Source organism: Streptomyces sp. NPDC033131 (assembly GCF_055578365.1).
In genome coordinates this window covers 385,936-400,998 of sequence record NZ_JBVIPA010000002.1, presented here as the reverse complement: position 1 = coordinate 400,998, position 15,063 = coordinate 385,936, and the positions used below count along the sequence as shown (strand labels likewise).

10 protein-coding genes are annotated in these 15,063 nt (G+C 71.5%); 2 read left to right on the top strand and 8 right to left on the bottom strand.

Translation table 11 applies throughout. The features are described from left to right. Positions 1-1,383, bottom strand: a complete 1,383-nt coding sequence (locus ACZ5XS_RS05160; protein ID WP_468647896.1) for an amino acid permease — start codon at positions 1,381-1,383, stop codon at positions 1-3. 126 nt (positions 1,384-1,509) lie between these two features. On the opposite strand from ACZ5XS_RS05160, the gene mmuM reads away from it, so the two are divergent. Both mmuM and ACZ5XS_RS05150 read left to right on the top strand, forming a co-directional pair. Then, positions 1,510-2,436 (top strand): homocysteine S-methyltransferase, encoded by a 927-nt coding sequence (mmuM, locus tag ACZ5XS_RS05155; protein WP_468647894.1) that lies wholly within the window; start codon positions 1,510-1,512, stop codon positions 2,434-2,436. A 167-nt stretch (positions 2,437-2,603) separates the two neighbouring features. Then, positions 2,604-3,668, top strand: a complete 1,065-nt coding sequence (locus ACZ5XS_RS05150; protein ID WP_468647892.1) for a LacI family DNA-binding transcriptional regulator — start codon at positions 2,604-2,606, stop codon at positions 3,666-3,668. 24 nt (positions 3,669-3,692) lie between these two features. On the opposite strand, the gene ACZ5XS_RS05145 is transcribed toward ACZ5XS_RS05150, so the two are convergent. From ACZ5XS_RS05145 to ACZ5XS_RS05115, 7 genes are all read right to left on the bottom strand, one after another. Beyond that, positions 3,693-5,360: a carboxylesterase/lipase family protein gene (locus tag ACZ5XS_RS05145; protein WP_468647890.1), complete on the bottom strand. Its 1,668-nt coding sequence runs from the start codon at positions 5,358-5,360 to the stop codon at positions 3,693-3,695. Positions 5,361-5,468: 108 nt separating this feature from the next. After that, positions 5,469-6,716: an alginate lyase family protein gene (locus tag ACZ5XS_RS05140; protein ID WP_468647888.1), complete on the bottom strand. Its 1,248-nt coding sequence runs from the start codon at positions 6,714-6,716 to the stop codon at positions 5,469-5,471. A 29-nt stretch (positions 6,717-6,745) separates the two neighbouring features. After that, positions 6,746-10,084, bottom strand: a complete 3,339-nt coding sequence (locus tag ACZ5XS_RS05135; RefSeq protein WP_468647886.1) for an alginate lyase family protein — start codon at positions 10,082-10,084, stop codon at positions 6,746-6,748. After that, positions 10,081-11,604: a glycosyl hydrolase family 28 protein gene (locus ACZ5XS_RS05130; RefSeq protein WP_468647884.1), complete on the bottom strand. Its 1,524-nt coding sequence runs from the start codon at positions 11,602-11,604 to the stop codon at positions 10,081-10,083. Before ACZ5XS_RS05130 ends, ACZ5XS_RS05135 begins: the two co-directional genes overlap by 4 nt. 35 nt (positions 11,605-11,639) lie before the next feature. Beyond that, complete coding sequence (locus ACZ5XS_RS05125) at positions 11,640-12,512, bottom strand: carbohydrate ABC transporter permease (protein ID WP_468647882.1); 873 nt, start codon at positions 12,510-12,512, stop codon at positions 11,640-11,642. Next, complete coding sequence (locus tag ACZ5XS_RS05120; protein ID WP_468647880.1) at positions 12,509-13,507, bottom strand: carbohydrate ABC transporter permease; 999 nt, start codon at positions 13,505-13,507, stop codon at positions 12,509-12,511. Before ACZ5XS_RS05120 ends, ACZ5XS_RS05125 begins: the two co-directional genes overlap by 4 nt. Next, entirely contained in the window at positions 13,504-14,853 is a 1,350-nt protein-coding gene (locus ACZ5XS_RS05115; RefSeq protein ID WP_468647878.1) for an extracellular solute-binding protein, read from the bottom strand. The genes ACZ5XS_RS05120 and ACZ5XS_RS05115 overlap by 4 nt, the downstream gene beginning before the upstream one ends. Positions 14,854-15,063: the final 210 nt, after the last annotated feature.

Here is a 15,063-nt window from a genome sequence, read left to right as displayed (position 1 = left end):
TTAGGCGGCCACCTCGGTCGTCTCCCGGCGTCCACGCAGCCACACGTACACGGGGATGCCCGCGAAGAGGAACAGCACGCCCTGGTAGACGGCCGCGTAGCCGGCGCCCGCGATGAGCCAGAACGCGAAGGCGAAGGAGAGCGCGGCGACGATCAGGTCGCGGACCAGGCCGGCCGGGCGGACCCGTTCGCGGGTGCCCTTGGCCAGCCAGTACAGCTGGGCGGCGGCGGACAGCAGGTAGGGCACGCAGCCGGTGAAGGTGGTGATCAGGACGAGGACGCGGAAGGTGGTGTCCGGGCCCGCCGTGTAGTTGAGGCCGATGAGGAGGGTGCCGAGGACCACGCAGGCCCAGACGCCGAAGCCGGGCACCCCGCCCTTGCCGACCTTGGCGAACCGCGCCGGGAAGAGGCCGTCGCGGGCGGCGGCGTACGGCATCTGCGCGGCCATCAGGATCCAGCCGTTGAGGCAGCCGGTGATCGAGGCGACGGCGACCAGGGCGATCGCGGTGCCGCCCCAGGTGCCGCCGGCCATCGAGTTCACGGCGTCGGCGAAGGGGGCGCCGGAGTCGACCAGCTTGTCGTGCGGGACGAGGCCGAAGACGGCGACGATGCCGAGGATGTAGACGAGGGCGGAGGCCAGGGTGCCGAGGACGCTCGCGCGGCCGACGTTGCGTTCGGGGTCGCGGACCTCGCCCGCGCTGACGGCGGCCGACTCGACGCCGAGGAAGCTGTAGAGGAGCAGCGCGGCGGAGGCGGCCAGCGCGCCGGAGACGCTTTGGCCGGAGGCGTTGAACGGGCCGTAGTTGTCGGTGTCGACGAAGAAGAGACCGACGGTGGCTACGAGCAGCAGCGGCACGAACTTGAGGACGGTGGAGACGACCTGGACCGCGCCGACCCAGCGGGTGCCGGCGAAGTTCGCGGCGGCCGGCAGCCACAGCGCCGCGAGCGCGACCAGCGCTTCCAGGGTGTGGTTGCCGTGGAGGGGTATCAGGACGTCGACGTAGCCGACGACCGCGACCGCGAGCGCGGCGATGCTGACCCAGCACATCGTCCAGTACGACCATGCCGACAGGAAGCCCGCGAAGGGCCCGAAGGCATCCCGCGGGTACACGTACAGACCGCCGGTGACCGGGCTGCGCCGGGCCAGCTTGCCGAAGAGCAGCGCGAGCAGCACCGCGCCGGCCGACAGGACGACGAAGGCGACCAGGCTGACACCGCCGTACGGCGCCACGGTGGCGGGCAGCGCGAAGATGCCGCCGCCGATGATGTTGCCCATGACGAGGGCGGTGGCGGCGGCCGGGCCGAAGGTGCGGCGGCGCGAGGTGGCGGCAGCCTGTTCGGCCGGTTCCGGCTCGGTGGTCTCGGTGGGGCTGGGGGCGGTCATGGCGGATCCCTGGGGAAAGGGGGCGGGGAGGGCGTGATCGTAACCCGGCATTCCACATGCTGGGCAATCTGTTCATGTACTGGACACACGCGGCTGTCCCGCGGCCCCGTCGACTAGCGTCGTGACATGACCAGCGACACGCCTTCTTCTCTCTCCGCAGCCCTCGCCGCCGGGACGGTCGTCCTCGACGGCGGCCTGTCCAACCAGCTCGAGTCCGCCGGGCACGACCTGAGCGACGAACTGTGGTCGGCCCGGCTGCTCGCCGAGCGGCCCGAGGCGATCGCCGAGGCGCATCTCGCCTACTACCTGGCGGGCGCGGACGTGGCGATCACCTCCAGCTACCAGGCGACCTTCGAAGGCTTCGCGAAACGCGGGATCGAGCGGGAGCGGGCGGCCGAACTCCTCGGCCTGAGCGTCGGGCTGGGCCGCGACGCGGCGGCGCAGGCGCGGGCGAAGGGTGTCACCCGGCCGCTGTGGGTGGCGGCCTCGGTCGGGCCGTACGGCGCGATGCTCGCGGACGGCTCCGAGTACCGCGGCCGGTACGGGCTCAGCGTGGCCGAGCTCGAGGCCTTCCACCGGCCCCGCCTGGAGGTGCTGGCCGCCGCCGGTCCGGACGTCCTCGCCCTGGAGACGGTGCCCGACGCCGAGGAGGCCGAGGCGCTGCTGCGGGCGGTACGGGGACTCGGGGTGCCGGCCTGGCTGTCGTACAGCGTCGCGGGCGACCGCACGCGCGCCGGCCAGCCCCTCGACGAGGCGTTCGCCGTGGCCGCCGACGCGGACGAGGTCATCGCCGTCGGCGTGAACTGCTGCGTCCCCGAAGATGTCGGCAACGCCGTCGAGACCGCCGCCCGCGTCACCGGCAAGCCGGTCGTCGTCTACCCCAACAGCGGCGAAGCCTGGGACGCCGGGGCCCGGGCGTGGAAGGGCCGTTCCTCGTTCGCGCCCGAGGAGGTGCGGGGCTGGCGGGAGTCCGGGGCCGGGCTGATCGGCGGGTGCTGCCGGGTGGGGCCGCGGGCGATCGCCTCCATCGCGGGGACGCTTGCGCAGGCATGAGTCGCTGCCGAGGTGTGGTCGCTGACGGGGGGTGAGCCCGGTCCCTCGTTTCCCCTCGTCCCTGTCCCCCACCGCTGCTAGCCTCCGCATCGGGAACCGGTTTCCCTCCGTGTTGCCACTGCTCCCGAGGGGTGGGCGACGCGGCCGGGGAGAGGGACGAGGCAGCGATGACGATAAAGAACGCCGACGTGGGGCGGAGCACGATCCGGGACGTGGCGACTCGTGCGGGGGTGTCCGCGTCGACCGTGTCGCGGGTGCTCGGCGGCGTGTACCCGGTGAGCTCGGCGACCCGCACCCGGGTGATGCGGGCGGTCCGTGAGCTGGACTACGTCGCCGACGCGCGCGCCAAGGCGGTGGCGGGCGTCGGCACGCCCACGCTGGCGTTCGTCCTGGAGGACATCACCGGACCGTCGTTCGCGCTGATGGCGCACGGCGTGGAGCGTGAGGCGACCCGGCTCGGGCACCTCTGCCTGGTGTGCAGCACGGAGGGGGACGTCCGGCACGAGCTGGAGTTCGTCGAGATGATGCGGGCCCAGCGGGCCGCCGCCGTGATCCTGGTGGGCGGCGCCGCCGACACCGCCGAGTACCGCGAGCGCACCCGCCGGATGGCCGACTCGCTGGCGTCGGCCGGCTCCCGCCTGGTGCTGTGCGGCCGCCCGCCGCTCGGTCCCGGGGCACCGGTGACGGTCATCGAGTACGACAACGAGGGCGGCGCCTACGCCCTGGTCGCCCACGTCCTCGCCCAGGGGCACCGGCGCGTGCTGTTCCTCGGCGGCAAACCGGACCACACCACCGCGCAGGGCCGCGAGCGCGGCTATCTGGCCGCCCACCGCGCCCGCGGTGTGGAAGCCGACCCCGCGCTGCTGCTGCACGGCGACTTCACCCGCGACGCGGGCCACCGGCTGATGCGCGAGGCCCTGAAGGACGGGCTGGAGTTCACGGCCGTGGTCGCCGCCACCGACATGGTCGCCGCCGGCGCGCTGACCGCGCTGCGCGAGGCGGGCCTGGACGTGCCGGGCGACGTCTCGCTGGCCGGCTACGACGACATCCCGTTCGCCCGCGACCTGCACCCCGCGCTCACGACGGTCCACGTCCCCTACGAGGAGCTGGGCCGCCTCGCCGTCCGCACGGTCCTGGGCCGCACCCCCGGGGCCCCGGACGAGCATCTGCTCCTCGGCACGCACGTGGTGATGCGCGACTCGGTGAGGGCCGCGACGGCAACCGGTTCCTGAGCCGTTTCCGCCCCTGGCCGCCGGTCAGGGGCGGCGCACCGACCCGGGCAGCCGCAGCCGCCGTACCACCGACCGCAGTTCCGCGCCGCGCGCCGCCGTCGTACCGCGCGCGGCCGCGATCCGCGCGGGCAGACCGGCCTCGCCGGGCAGCGGCCCCTCCCCCGGCTCCTCCGGCCGGCCATCGGCGGCCGCCCGCGCCTGCGCGTCCGCCGTCCACACCGCGAACTCCCCGTCCCGCGGGCCGTACGCCGTGCGCGGCTCCCCGTCGCCGAAGATCCGCACCGGGTGGGAGGCGTCCCAGCTCTGCCAGCCGGGGTCGCCCTCGGCGGCGAACCGCACCCACGCCCCGTGCATCGCGTCGGCCAGTTCCCGCGGGGTGCCCCAGCCGGCGAGCTTGGCGGAGTCGGGGAGCTCGCCGGTGTCGAAGACGAAGCCGAGTTCGAGGGCGTGGCAGGCGCCGAGACCCGGGAGGTTGGAGGGCCAGGCGAACTCGTAGACGTACGACGATCCGGGGCGGGCGTCGGCGAGGCGGTGCAGCGGGCGGCGGAGCAGGTGGTCGGTGACCATCTGCCCGACGATCTCGGCGGTGCCCGCCTGCGGGTGCAGGGCGCGGTAGCCGCGGGGCACGTCGTGGCCGCAGTGGCAGCGGGCCATGGCGCCGGCCAGCGCGACCGCGCCGAGCCGGTCGACGCGTTCCAGGAGCCCGCCGGGCACCAGCCACAGCCGGTACTCGTCGCGGGTCCAGCCCGTCATCAGGTCGACGCCCGCCGCCACGTCACCGTCGATGAGCGCCTCCAGCGGGTCGCGCGGCACGAGGTCGCCGTCGACGACGATCCCGAAGGCGGGGCCGCCGAGCACGGGGCTGCTGAGTCTGCCCACCTCCGCCTGGGTGCGCAGCAGCAGGTCGCGGTCGACCTCGGCGAAGGCCGCGGCGGTGGCGGGGATCTTCAGCCGGGTCGCCATCCGGCGCACCATCCGCCGCACCTTGTCCCGGTCGCTCGCCTCGGGCGGCCCGCTCTGCAGGATCGCGCGCCGGAACAGGCCCTGGGCCTGCGGTGCGGCCAGCAGGGCGCCGGCGCTGATCGCCCCGGCGGACTGGCCGGCCAGGGTCACCCGGCCGGGATCGCCGCCGAAGGCCGCGGCCGACTCGCGCACCCACCGCAGTGCGGCGAGCTGGTCGCGCAGGCCGGCGTTGGCGGGGGCGTCCGGGAAGAGGCCGTAGCCCTCGACGCCGAGCCGGTAGTTCACGGAGACGAAGACGACTCCGTCGCGGGCGAAGGTGTGCCCGTCGTACACGGGGACGGCCGACGAACCCCGGGTGAGGGCGCCGCCGTGCAGCCACACGACGACCGGGAGCCGGGCACCGGGGCCCGGCTCCGGCGTCCAGACGTTCAGGTTGAGACAGTCGTCGCCGGGCACGACCGGGTCGGACAGGTACCGCGCGAAGGCCTCCGAGTACGGCGGCTTCGGCGCCGTCGGCCCGAAGGCGCCCGCATCGCGCACGCCCTCCCAGGCTTCGGGCGGCTCGGGGGGCCTGAACCGGCGCGGTCCGACCGGCGGGGCCGCGTACGGGATGCCACGGAACACCGCGACACCCCGTTCGTACCGGCCGCGCACGGCCCCGTACGGCGTCCTGACCACCGGATCCCGGTTCGTCCGGCCCGCCTCGTCCGCCTGGTCTGCCGCCGTCATGCGCCCACCAGCCTCCCGCGCCACGCTCGTGCACCTCACTCGTGCACCGTGAAGAACACAGCACCCCATGGTGGCCCGGTATTCCGGCGCACGAGCGCGGCTTTGCGGCTATTTGGCGTACATCAGCGTGCCGAAGCCGAGCTGGTCGAAGCCGCCGCTGGTGGTGCCGTAGTCACCTCCCCCGCCTTCGGGGGCGACGGAGAAGCACATCTGGGAGATGTACTTGTCGTCCAGGCCGACGCGCCGGTTGTAGTGGTAGTGGAGCATGGCCCACACCGGGCGCACCTGGCCGCGGGAGGCCGAGGAGACGACCGTCTGCGACTGCTGGGCGCAGCTCTGGCCGGTGCCCCAGGTGTAGGTGGTGAAGGGCACGTCGTTGCCGAGGTTGTACTTGGCGACGTACTGGGCGCCCTTCATGAAGCGGCGGCCGTCGTACGAGTACAGGTCCTCGCCCTGGTTCCACGCCATCTCGCAGATGGCGCCCATCTGGCCCATGCCCATGACGGTGTGACCCTGGTCGCGGCCGGACTCCTGCCACTGGCCCAGCGCGTAGCCGTCCGCGTCGGTGTACAGGTAGGGCACGGCGTGGGCGAGGGAGCCGTTGCCCGCGCCGGACTTGAAGTACGTGACGGCCTGGTCGTACTTGGCGCCGTCGTCGTTGAGGATCCCGATGGCCAGGACGGAGGCCATGTTGCACAGGTCCCAGTTGGCCCAGTAGTTGGTGATGCAGGCGTCGTTGTGGCCGGTCAGGAACTGGTTGTTGAGCGGGTAGAAGACCCTGACCATCATCTGCTGGAAGCGGGCGAGGTCGAACGCCGGGTAGTCCCGCATGAGTTCGGCCGCGTTGGCGAACTGCCAGCCGTAGATCCCGGCGGCGAGGAACCGGTCGGCGTTGCCGGTGACGGTCGTCAGGGTCGTCGCCCAGGCGTTGAGGATCCTGGCGGCGCACTGCGCGTTGGCCTCGGTGCCGCCGACCCTCCAGCGCAGGGCGTTCTGGTAGGCGGCGGCGATGTCGTTGAAGAGGAGGCCGTAGTTCTCGCCGGTGCCTCCGCGGATGACCGTCGCCGTCGCCCGGGGGGTCCAGGTCGACTGGGAGTGGGAGTTGGCGGTCAGCCTGTTCCAGCCGGACAGCCAGGGATCGTCGCCCGCGGCGACCCTGACCTTGGCGCGGTTGATGTCGCCGGCGTTGTGCAGCATGCCGGGGTGGGTGAAGGCCGCGGGCGCCGCGTTCGCCGTGGTGGTGGCGAACGCGGAGCCCAGGGCGAGGGCGGCGGTGAGACCGCCGGCGGTCCTGAACAGACCGCGGCGGCTCGGCTCGGTGTGCGGAAGGTGCCGGTGGGGGGATGTGCGGCTCATCGCTGTGCGTCTCCAATCCGTGGGGGGATCTAGAGGGGCGTGATGCTCACCCCTTGGAACTGCGCTGTGCCGAGGGCGAGCGGGCTGCGGGAGCAGACCACGAGACCCACGTGGTAGGGGGCGTCACCGAAGCCGGGGACCTCGCCGGAGGCGAGGGCGGTCCAGGTGGCGCCGTCATCGGTGGAGACGGCCGCGGTGAAGGCGGTCCCGGTGCGCTTCAGCCGCAGCAGCAGGGGGAGCTGAAGGGGGGCGACGGTGCCGGAGAAGGCGGAGGCGCCCGCAACCGTCTTGCGGAGCATGAGCTGTGCGGTGGTCCCGCCGGTGACGATCGCCCCGGCCGCCTGGTCGAACGGCGACAGCGACTTGGCCATCAGCAGCCCGACCCGGTCGGCGGTGGCTCCGGTACGGGAGACCAGCCGGGCGGTGACCTCGCAGTCGCCGGTGACCGGCCGCCGCACGAACTGCCCGGTCATGCCCTGGTTGTTGACGGTGAGGTCGGTTCCCGCGCCCCGCACCACGAAGGTCCCGTCCTCGTGGGCGGTGCTGCCGGGGGTACGGACCGCGACCACGCCCAGCGTCCCGAAGGCGCGGTCGTCGAGGACCACGTCTCCGAGGTCGCCGTACGTCCAGGGGTCGGGCGGGGGTGTGCCGACCGTGAGGGTGAGGGTGCCGGTGCCGTCCCCGGCCGCGTTGCCCACACCGGTCGTGACGGTGAACTCGCCGGTCACGGTGGGGGTTCCGGAGATCAGGCCGGTGCGCCTGTCGATGCGCAGGCCGTCGGGCAGGCCGCTCGCGGCGAACCGGACGGGCTCGTGCGAGCCGCGCAGCAGATACCGGAAGGCGTCTCCTTTGTTGGCGAACGCCGTTGCGGCGGAGGTTACTTGGGGCACGGTGGGTGCCGGCATGCGCGCGGCGGCGGAGGCCGACAGCGGACCGCGGCCGGCGGCGTTGGTCTTCGCGACGGCGTAGTGGTACGTCGTCCCGGGCGTGCCGGTCGCGTCCGCGTACCGGATGCGGGTGCCGGACCCGACCGGGCCGATGCCGGTCGCGAGGGTCACGTAGGGGCCGTCGGCGTCGGTGGCGCGCAGCACCTTGTAGCGGGCGGAGAGGTCGGGGTCGGTCCAGGCGAGCCGGACGGCGTCGGCTCCGGGGGCGGCCCGCAGGTCGTCGGCCGCGCGGGCCGGCCGGGGCACGGACCACACCTCGCCCGACGTGGAGGTCACGCTGACGTTGTCGAAGGCGCCGGTGCCGGTGTCGGCGTATTCCTCGTCGACGCCGAGGCAGGAGGTGAGGACGAGGCCGGCGTATGCGGTATGCGGCATACCGTCGACCTGGGTGCGGCCGACTTCTGTCCACCGTATGCCGTCCGGCGAGATCGCTCCGGTACACCACCGGCCCTTGCGGGTCACGCGCACCCAGTAGGGCGCGCGCAGCCGGTATCCGTCGCCGGCGCCCTCCACGTACGGCGCCTCCAGCGGGGTCGCCGACCGGGGCAGGGAGCCGAGGCCGGAGATCGGGAAGGCGGCGGACGTGGTGATCGTCTGCTGCTGGGAGGGCGGTACGGGGGTACTGCCGGTTCCGGAGACGCCGGCCCCGGCGGACGGGCGTACGCTCCACACTCCGCTCCAGGTGTGCAGCGGCAGCCCCTGGATGAGCATGGCGGCGTGCGCCGCGTCCGCGTCGAGGGAGGCCCGGAGGCTGACGCCGATCTTGGAGTACTGCGAGCTGAGCGGCCACACGATCCGCGCGGTGACCGTGCCGTCACCGGGCAGCGGCAGATGGACGGAGCGGTAGGTGTCGGCGGTGCCGGACGCCTCCAGTACGAACCGCTCGCCGTCGAAGGCGGCGGAGCCGGGGATCCTCACCTTGCCGACGTCCTGCGTCGACCAGGGCTCGGGGAGCCCGGCGGTGACGGCGACGGGAGCCGAATCCCCACTGACGCCCAGGGAGTTGGCGGCCGTGACGGTGTAGCAGTACGTCCGTCCCGGGCGCACCGCGCTGTCCGTGTACGCCGGCTTGTCGACGCCGGTGGCGATCTCCTCGTACGGGCCCTTGGGGACGGTCGCCCGGCGGACGGTGTACGTGGTCGCCCCCCTGGACGGCAGCCAGTTGACGGTGACGGACCCGGCGTCGCCGACCGCGGTGACGCCCGCCGGTGCCGTGGGCGCGGCAGGCGCGGGGGCCGTCGCGCCGGCGTAGGCGAAGGTGCCCCAGCTCGGCAGGTCGTCGTTGCCGCCCTCGACGAAGCGGGCGCCGCCGGTGCCGCGGAAGACCGCCGACCTGGTGTACGGGGCGTCGAGGCCGCGGATGCCGGCGTAGTGGGCGTACGCCATCTCGTAGATCGGGGGCAGGTTGCCGCGGCCGATCGCCGAGACGGTCTTCTTGACGTACTTGCCGGTGCGGTCGAGGTCGGGGACGAAGGGGACGTCGCCGCCGAGGTTGTAGCGGGCGGCGTACTCGAAGTTGGCGAGGATGCGGTGGTCGTCGTACCCCCACAGGTCGACGCCCTGGTTCCAGGCGACCTGGGCGAGGTCACCGGTCAGGCCGGCCGCGAGCTGTTCGTGGCCCTGGTCGCGGCCGCTCTCCTGGCCCTGGCCGGCGTCGGTGACGACGCGGTGGCCGATGCTGCCGTTGCCCGCGCCGGCCGCGGCGAAGCGCAGGGCGTCCTCGAAGAGGGTGGGCTCCTCGCAGAACACGCCGATGGCCAGAATGGTCTGAACGGCCGTCAGGTCCCAGTTGCCGTTGGCGTACAGCATGTATCCCGACACGGCCGGATACCAGACGTCCAGGAAGGACCGCTCGCAGCGGGCGATGTCCTCGTCCGCCCAGCCGTCGTAGCCGGTGTGCCGCAGCAGCTCTGCCGCGTTGACGAACTTGAAGGCCTGGAGGCCCGCGCCCAGTGGTCCGTCGGCGCCCGTGACCATGGTCAGGGAGGCCGACCAGGCATTGAGGATGTCGCGGGCCTTGTCGGCGTGGGCGCGGTTGCCGGTGGCGCACCACATCAGGGCGTTCTGGTAGGCGGCGGCCGAGTCGGCGACGGCCTGGTTCTGGAAGTTGGTGGGGCCACGGCCCCAGGAGGTGATCTGGCCGGTGTTCTGGACGGTGTAGGTGGACTTCGAGCGGGCGTGGGCGGCGAGGGCGAGGTAGCCGTCGTGGACCGGGGCTTCCTTGGCGGCGACGGCGGCCTTGATACGCGATATGTCGTCGACTGTATGCAGCAGGCCGGGGTGGGTGAATTGTATGCGACGGGTCTGGTGGCCGGCCGCCCGGGCGGTGGCGGGCGCGAGCAGTCCGCTCGCACCCGCCACCAGCAGCAGGGCAGCCGTGCCGCCGAGGAAACCCCGGCGGCTCGGTCCGTGGTTCATCATGCGGCGGCCGCCTCGGCGGTGGTGAGGAACTTGAGGTTCGTCACGTGCTCGTTGACGAACATGGGCACGCCGTCCGAGGCCAGATACCACTTCGGCTTGCCCGTGCTGTCGGCGATCACCTTGCCGTTGACGCGGAGGTTCTCGAAGGTGACGTCCTTGATCGCATGCTCCGCGTCGAGGCCGGCGATGATCGAGAGGTCGGCGTTCTCGCCGTTGTAGCTGAGGTCCTTGATGTAGACGGACTCGATGCCACGGCCTGCCGAGGTGTTGTACTTCGGGTTGTACTCGACCCGCATGTGGATGAGCTGGCCCCAGCGGAAGTCCTCCACGCGGATGTTGTCGAACCTGACGTCCCGGACGACGTTGCTGTCGCCGACCATGAAGGCGATGGCGCCCTGGTAGGTCACCTGCGGCTCGCGGTGGTCGAGGATGTCGATGTTCTCGTAGCGCAGGTTCTCCAGCACCTCGGGGGTGTCGGTGTTGCCGTGCACACCGATGTTGATCGGGTGGGCGACGTCGGCCCAGAGCGAGCAGTTCCTGACGGTGATGTTGCGGGTGTCGCCGTAGAAGTCCCAGCGGTGGGTGTAGAGGGCGACGCAGTCGTCGGAGGTACGCAGGAAGCAGCCGTCGATCGTGACGTTCTCGGAGCAGTAGAGCTGGATGCCGTCACCCCAGCCCTGGTGGCTGAAGGCGCGCAGATTCCTGATGGTGAGGTTCTTGGACTCGGCGACCCTGATGTTCTCGTACCGGGGGTTGAGGATCGTGACGCCGTCGATCGTGACGTTCTCGCACTTGCGGACGAAGACCGCGCCGCCGGTCGCGTCGTAGACCACGCCGCGGCCGATCAGCCGGGAGTTCTCCACGCCCTCGAAGATCACACTGGAGGTGAGGACGGCACCCGGGGCCAGGTAGACGGTGGTGCCGCTGGGCACCTTCAGGGTTCTGTCGGGGTGGGTGTGCAGACCGGGCCCGAAGTACATGACCTTCTTGTCGCCCTCGGCGGGCACGTCCTGCTCGATCGGGTTCGCGAACAGGTGCAGACAGTCGAAGATCTTGTCGTCGATCTGCACGACGAGGTTGCGGGGCCGGTCCAGGGTGAAGCGCGCGGTGCTGCCGAGCACCTCCGGCTTGATGCCGTACGAGTCCGGGCGGATGCGGACCTTCTCGCCGCCGCCCGGGTTGTACGTGACCTCCACCTCGACCGTGCCGGAGAAGTCGAAGGCGGCCCAGGAGGAGCTCTGGGCCCTGTTGCTTCCGGTGTTCGCGTCGATCAGTGCGAGCTTGGCCAGGTAGACACCGAGCTTCTGCCAGGTGCCGCCGAGCGGCCGGACCTTGACGGTGAAGGAGTTGTTGACAGGCACCTTCGGAAGCGTCGGGTGGATGACCACACTGTCGCCGGTGGTGCCGGTCTCATCCGCCGCGGCGGCCTGCGCGGTGCCCGCGATGCTGCCGGCCAGGCCGGCGGCAGCGATGACACCGGCGGCCTGGAGGGTGGTCCGGCGTGACAGGGGCGTGTTCATGCGTAACTCCTTGCAAGAGGTTCGAGTAAGAGGGGCTACTTCAGTCCGGTCGTGGACATCCCGGCCACGAATCCGCGCTGGGCGACGAGGAAGATCAGCAGAATCGGCACGACGTACATCACGGAGGCCGCGGCCTGGAGGTTGGTGACCGGGGTGCCCGCCGAGGTGACATACGTCGACATGACGGCGACCGCGAGCGTGGACCTGTCGGTCGACAGCAGGAGTTGGGGCGCGATGTAGTCGCCCCAGGACCAGGTGAAGGCGATCACGAAGCTCGCGGACAGCACCGGCCAGGACTGCGGCAGGAAGATCCGCCAGAAGATGGTGGCGTAGCCGCAGCCGTCGATGATCGCGGCCTCCTCCAGCTCGCGGGGCAGTCCCGCGAAGAACTGCCGGAAGAGGAAGACGAGATACGGGGCGGCGGCCAGGCCCCACAGCACCCACGGCCAGTAGGTGTCGACCATGCCGAGCCTGGCGAAGATCAGGTAGGTCGGCAGCAGCGTGATGAGCTGCGGCAGCATCATCGAGCCGAGCAGGATGCCGAACAGCGTCTTCTTGCCGGGCGCGTCCAGGCGGGCGAAGCCGAAGCCGACCCAGGCCGAGCTGAGGGTGACGAGCGTGGCGTACATCGTGGCGATGATCAGGGAGTTGCGGGCGTAGCCGAGAAAGTCGATCAGGTTGAAGGCGTCGGCGAAGTTGTGCCACTGGAAGTCGGTGGGCAGCCAGTGAACGGGCGAAGCGGCCAGTTCGGCCGGGGACTTCAGGCCGGTGAGGACGAGCCAGCCGACCGGGCCGAGGAACAGTCCGGTGAGAGCGACGAGCACGGTGTAGAGGACGAGGCGGTTCACGCGCACCCGTACCCGGGGCGTGGACGCCGGGGGCTGCACGGGCAGGCTGGTGGCTGTCACTTCTTCGCCTCCGGGTCGACGTTGTAGAACACCACGCCGGACGTGAACTTGAAGATGAGTCCGGTCACGATGAGGATCAGCACGAAGAGCACCCACAGCAGTGCGGAGGCGTAGCCGTAGCGGCCCAGCGCGAAGTACTGGCCGAACACGTGCATCATGTAGAGGTAGTTCGACTGCGGCAGCGCGGTGACGCCCGCCGTCGTGCCGTCCGGTGTCAGCAGCAGCGGCATGATGGTCTGCACCGAGGCGATCACGCCGGTCACCGTCTGGAAGAGCAGCACCGGCGACAGCAGCGGCACGGTGATGCTGCGGAAGGTCCGCCAGGCACTCGCCCCGTCGATGCGGGCCGCCTCGCGGAGCTCGCGGGGCACGTCCTGGAGACCGGCCAGCGAGATGATCATGATGTTTCCGGCGGCCCACAGCACGCTCATCAAAAGCACGTAGCGGGCGTACGGGTCGGCCAGCCAGCCGAGCGCGTCGAACCCGAAGAGGGTCAGCACACCGTTGGCGGCACCGGAGTTCTGGTCGAAGACCGCCTTGAAGGCGAGACCCACACCCACCGGCGGCACCACCGCCGGCAGATACAGCAGGGTGCGGAACAGACCGCGCGCCTTCAGCGGCCGGTTGACCAGGACGGCGAGCCCGAGCCCGGCGATGATCGACAGCGGCACCGAGGTCACCGCGAACAGACCCGTACGGCCCAGCGAGTCCCAGGTCCGGGAGTCGGCGAGCAGTTCGCCGTAGTTGCCGAGGCCGACGTACTTCCAGTGGGGCGAGATGCCGTCGAACGTGGTGAAGCTCAGCCACAGCGCGTACGCCATCGGGACGATGGTCAGCAGCAGGAAGCCGACGATCCAGGGCGAGGTGAACATGTAGAACGCCCGGTGCCTGCGCGCGGTCATGGAGGTCCGCGGACGTTCCGCGGCCCGCGCCCGGTGCGCACCGGCGGTCGGGCGGGGCGGGTCCGTGACCGCGGATACCTGGTCGACCGTCATTCCACTTGCTCCTTACCGCGCTTCAGCTGCTCGTTCATGACCGAGTTGAGGCGGCCCGCCAGGGTGTCGACCGGCATCCGGCCGTTCATCGCGGCCGGGGCGACCTGGTTGAAGAGGGCGTAGAGCGCGTCCGCCGTGGCGTAGGGCGTGAACGCGATCACCGAGAAGTGCTCCAGCTCGGCGTTCTGCACCTGAAGCTCCCGCTTCTGGTAGTCCTCCTGGGCCGGCATCAGCGGCCGCAGCGACTTCAGCGTGGGGATGCCCCAGCCGCCGGACGCACGGCCCTTGGCGGGCGCCTCACCGAAGAACCACTCGAAGACCCGCCAGGCGGCGTCCTTGTTCCGTGCCCTGCTCGGCATCCAGAAGCCGGTGCCGGCCTGGCACGGGCTGACCCGCGCGCCGCCCCGGAAGACGGGTGCGGGTGCGAGCCGGGAGACCCGCGCCAGCTTCTTGTCGGCGTTGATCAGACCGCCGAGCCAGTAGCCGCTGCCCGACATCGCCATCCGGTTCGCCTGGTAGGTGGGCCCGTCCCAGGCGTTGGGGTCGGGCTGGATGATGCTGGGGCCGACCTTCGTGCGGGCGTAGTCGATGTACCAGCCCAGTGCCTTGCGGGCCTCGGGGGTGGTGAAGTCGATCCGGGAGAAGTCGTCGCTGAAGAGGCTTCCGCCGGCGGCCGCCGTCAGGCTCGCCAGGAGATTGGTGGTGTTCACGCCGTTGTAGCTGCCGCCGAAGACGGTCGTCTGGCCGTTCCTGCGCCGGGTGAGCCGCTTGGCGGTGTCCAGCCACTCCTCGAACGTGACCGGCTCCAGCTCCGGCGGGTGGTCGACGCCCGCCTGGTCGAAGAGCGCGGTGTTGTACCAGAACATGGAGTCCTGCGAGAAGTCCTTCGCCATGCCGTAGCGCGGGCCCTTGCCCTGGGAGCGGCCGTCGTAGCGCCACAGGTCGTTGACCGGATCGAGATCGTCGAGCCTGAGCACCGTGCTCCTGGCGAAGTACGGGTCCAGGTCCTCCATCACGTCCCGCGCCGCGAAGTACGGCGCGTCCGTTGCACCGACACCGCGCACCAGGTCGGGCGGATCGCCGTTGGTCATCATCCCGATCAGCTTGGTGAGGTCGTACCGCACCGTGACGATCTTGATGCCGAGGTCCTTCTGGGCCTGCTTGATCAGGTCCGGGGAGATGTCGTCGGCCTTGGCCATCACCGTGACGGTCTCGCCCGGGCCGCTGACGCCGGTGGACACCTGGAGGGCGCAGCCGCCGAGCACCGCCGCGCCGGCCGTGGCTCCGCCTGCCGAGAGTGAGAGAAATCGGCGGCGGCTCAGGGGGGCACCGGCATGTGGGCGCATGAACGCACCACCTCCTGCTCTGTCCGTTCGGATTCGGCCAGGGATCGGCCGGGATTCGGTCGGGGATCGGCCGGGATTCGGTCGGGGATCGGCCGGGATTCGGTCGGGGATCGGCCGGGATTCGGTCGGGGATCGGGGATCGGCCGGGATCCGGTCGGGGGTCGGTCGGGTGTCGGTCGGGGAGCTGCCGGGATTCTTCGGGGAACAGCC